This is a genomic window from Streptosporangium sp. NPDC023615 (assembly GCF_040640155.1).
Taxonomy (GTDB): domain Bacteria; phylum Actinomycetota; class Actinomycetes; order Streptosporangiales; family Streptosporangiaceae; genus Streptosporangium.
This window is the reverse complement of sequence record NZ_JBFABE010000154.1, coordinates 1-2785: the sequence shown is the minus strand read 5'-3', so window position 1 is coordinate 2785 and position 2785 is coordinate 1. Positions and strand designations below refer to the sequence as shown.

The 2785-nt window shown below is 65.6% G+C and carries 3 protein-coding genes; 2 read left to right on the top strand and 1 reads right to left on the bottom strand.

Annotation, left to right across the window (positions count from 1 at the left end; genetic code table 11):
• The first annotated feature begins 847 nt into the window (after positions 1-847).
• Positions 848-1045 carry a hypothetical protein gene (locus AB0G16_RS38585; protein WP_362815962.1) on the top strand — a complete coding sequence of 66 codons (198 nt, stop codon included), beginning with the start codon at positions 848-850 and terminating at the stop codon, positions 1043-1045.
• Complete coding sequence (locus tag AB0G16_RS38580) at positions 1042-1797, top strand: Crp/Fnr family transcriptional regulator (protein ID WP_362815960.1); 756 nt, start codon at positions 1042-1044, stop codon at positions 1795-1797. The genes AB0G16_RS38585 and AB0G16_RS38580 overlap by 4 nt, the downstream gene beginning before the upstream one ends.
• Before the next feature lie 90 nt (positions 1798-1887).
• Here the strand turns inward: AB0G16_RS38580 and AB0G16_RS38575 are convergent.
• On the bottom strand, positions 1888-2785 hold an 898-nt coding region (locus AB0G16_RS38575; RefSeq protein ID WP_362815958.1), incomplete at its 5' end, for a phage antirepressor KilAC domain-containing protein.

Sequence of the window (2785 nt, the reverse complement as noted above, 5' to 3'; positions counted from 1 at the left end):
GCCGTCGTTCGACGATCTCGCCCTGCTGGCCGCCCGGGTGACCGGGACGCGGCGGCGCGAGGTCAGGTGTCGGCAGTGCCACGTCGGTCATCCTGAAGAGCGCTTCGGTGCGCGCGAAATGCCCGTTTCTGGGTTGCGATAAGACATGTTATCGCAACCCAGGCTTGGTAAGGCATGAGACCACGCGGGACTACGGGGAACTACTGGACGCGGTTCGCCGGGCGGCCTTCTTCGTCTTCCGCTCGGTGATGAGGCGCCGATGTAGTCGGACGCCCTCGGGGGTGACGTAGGGGGTCGGCAAGGTGCGCAGGAAAGGGGCGACGGCTGATGCCGCGCTGAGCGGCACCTCAGGAGCCTGACGACCTGACGTCTTCGAGCTGGCCGACGCGGTAACTTCCCGCGTGTTCGGGGCGTCGAGAGCTTCAACCGGGGAGCCGCGTCATCCTCAACCACGTTGACCAGGCGCAATACCTTTTTGCATGCTGGTTCTGTGAGAGCAATAGAACCCCGCACTTGAACGATGCAGCAGGGGGTTTCCGGCATATGCCGGAAACTAAATGGTCAAACTGTTGACATACTTAGTGGGGTCAGCAGTCGTGACTCTTCGCCGAGCCCGACCATCGCTGCAGGCAGGAGCCCTCCGGGGGTGGTAGCCCGGAGGGCCCGCCACCCCCCTGTCTTCACGGGAAAAGCAGGGGAGATGAGTGTCGCTCGCCTTTGCCTTCCTTTTATGCGCCCGTATCGTCAATGACGTACGTGGCTTCCTGTGATGTGCCGATCTCCCCTTACCACGGAGATCAAGCGGGACAGCTGAAATTCGGGCTCGGCGAAGGAGGCGACTTCGGTCGTGAAAATCGACAACTGGCTTGTTGTCTGCGTGACGGCGCTGGTGGCGCTGGCCGTCATCGCCTTGGGGGCGTACGCCCTCAAGGCGCTCGGCGCCGCAGAAGACCCCGCCGTGATCGCGGGCATGTTCGCAGGGCTGTGCGCCCTGCTCGCTGCGATCCCCCGGATCATCAAGGCGATTCGGGGACCGGGCCGATGATCGCCCCGGATCGCGACGCAGCTATACGAGGAACCGCGGTTCAGCACGGCAGCTTCTGGGCTGAACTGGACAGGGGAGCACGCGAGAAGCTCATCGGTCTCGGCAGGTGGCAGGAGTATCGCTCCGGCAGGGTTCTCTACTACCAGGGAGAAACGAATCGTCACGTGTTCTTCCTGCAGTCTGGTCACGTCAAGATGGTGAACGATGCGGGGACCCGGTCGGAGAAGATGCTCACCATCCGGTATCCGGGCCAAGTTCTCGGAGAACGTGAGGCGCTCCAACGCGGAGGTACGACCACACGAGAAGTGACCGCCCAGGCTCTGGGGGACGTCACGGTACTTGCGGTCGACGCCGTGAAGTTCGCCGACTTCCTGGAAGCACACCCTTCCCCGGCGCTCGCGTTGATCAAGGAGCTTGGTTCCCGTCTGCACGACGCCGAGACGCGGCTCACGATGATTGCCTCCGAAGGGGCTAACCGCCGTCTCGCCAAAGCCCTGGCCTCGCTCATCGACCACAACACCGCGATGAAAGTAGGGACCAGCGAGATCAAGTTCCCCCTGACCCAGGCGGAACTCGCCTCCTGGATCGGAACCTCTCGAGAGACCGTGGAACGCAGCCTGCGGGGCTGGCGAGCCCGCGGCATCGTACACACCGGCTATCGCAGCATCACGGTCCTGCGACCTGCCGACATCATGTGGATCGCCGGTATCCCCTCACCCTTCCAACCATCTGTACATCGCCGTTCCGCCTGACATCGCCTCGGCACGACAAGGTCTCGGGGAGAAATCTCTCTCCGAGACCTTGTCGCGTCCGCCCAGTTGAAGAACGTCGAAGCGATGGCGCTACACCCTGGCCTTCTCCGTCTCCCGCTCGGTGATGAGGCGCCCGATGTAGTCGACGCCCTTCGGCGTGACGTACAGCGTGTAGAACTCGCTCGATCGCCCGTCGCTGTGGGAGTAGCTGCCCTCCGACGCCTTGAAGCGCCCGGCCTGGAGATGGCGGGCATGGACGTCCCACACCTTGCGCCCGCCGGACTCGTACCGGGTGAACAACACCTTGCGCTCCACCAGGAAGGCGCGCAGGTCGCCCTCCCGCCAGCCGAACACCTTCGCGACCTCACGGATCAGCCGGGCGCCGTCGGCCTGGAGGAACCGGTCGTGTGCCGCGACCTTCGGCGCGTCGGCGTCGGCCCGCGCGACGAGCTCGCGGTTCTGCCGGCTCAACTGCATGGTCTGGACGACCGATGCTCTCCAGGCGTCCAGCACCTCGAGTTGCCCCTCCGGGGTGGACAGGTCCGGCATCCTGACCGGCAGGGCGGCGGGCTCCCGTACCGCCGTCGCGCCGGGCGCGGTGTAGGTGCCGGTGTCCTCGATGGCGGGCATCACGTCGTCGGCGAGCCACGCCTTGAGCCGGACGGCGCCGGGCACCCGGGAGTCGAGGATCAGCCGGTTCACGGCCTCGCGGGTGATGAACAGCTTGTTGGGGTTGCCGCGGCCGGATTCGATAACCCCGGGAAGGGTATTCGCTGCGTCGCGGACGTTGAGGGTGATCCTCTCGCCGGGGCGTACGTGGGCGGCCGCGGCCCGGGACGGGTTGATGTGCTCGGTGATGGAGCACATCCCGGCCAGTTCGTAGTAGGCGACGCCGCGCAGGGTTGCGGTGAGGACGGGCGTGCCGTCGAACTCGGGGTGCCGTGTTGGGTCGGACCGGGGCGCCCTGCCGTGATTACTCCCGGTGGGT

Coding starts and splice junctions, on each gene's coding strand:
- AB0G16_RS38580 (WP_362815960.1), top strand. CDS start 1,042: ATGATCGCCCCGGATCGCGACGCAGCTATACGAGGAACCGCGGTTCAG.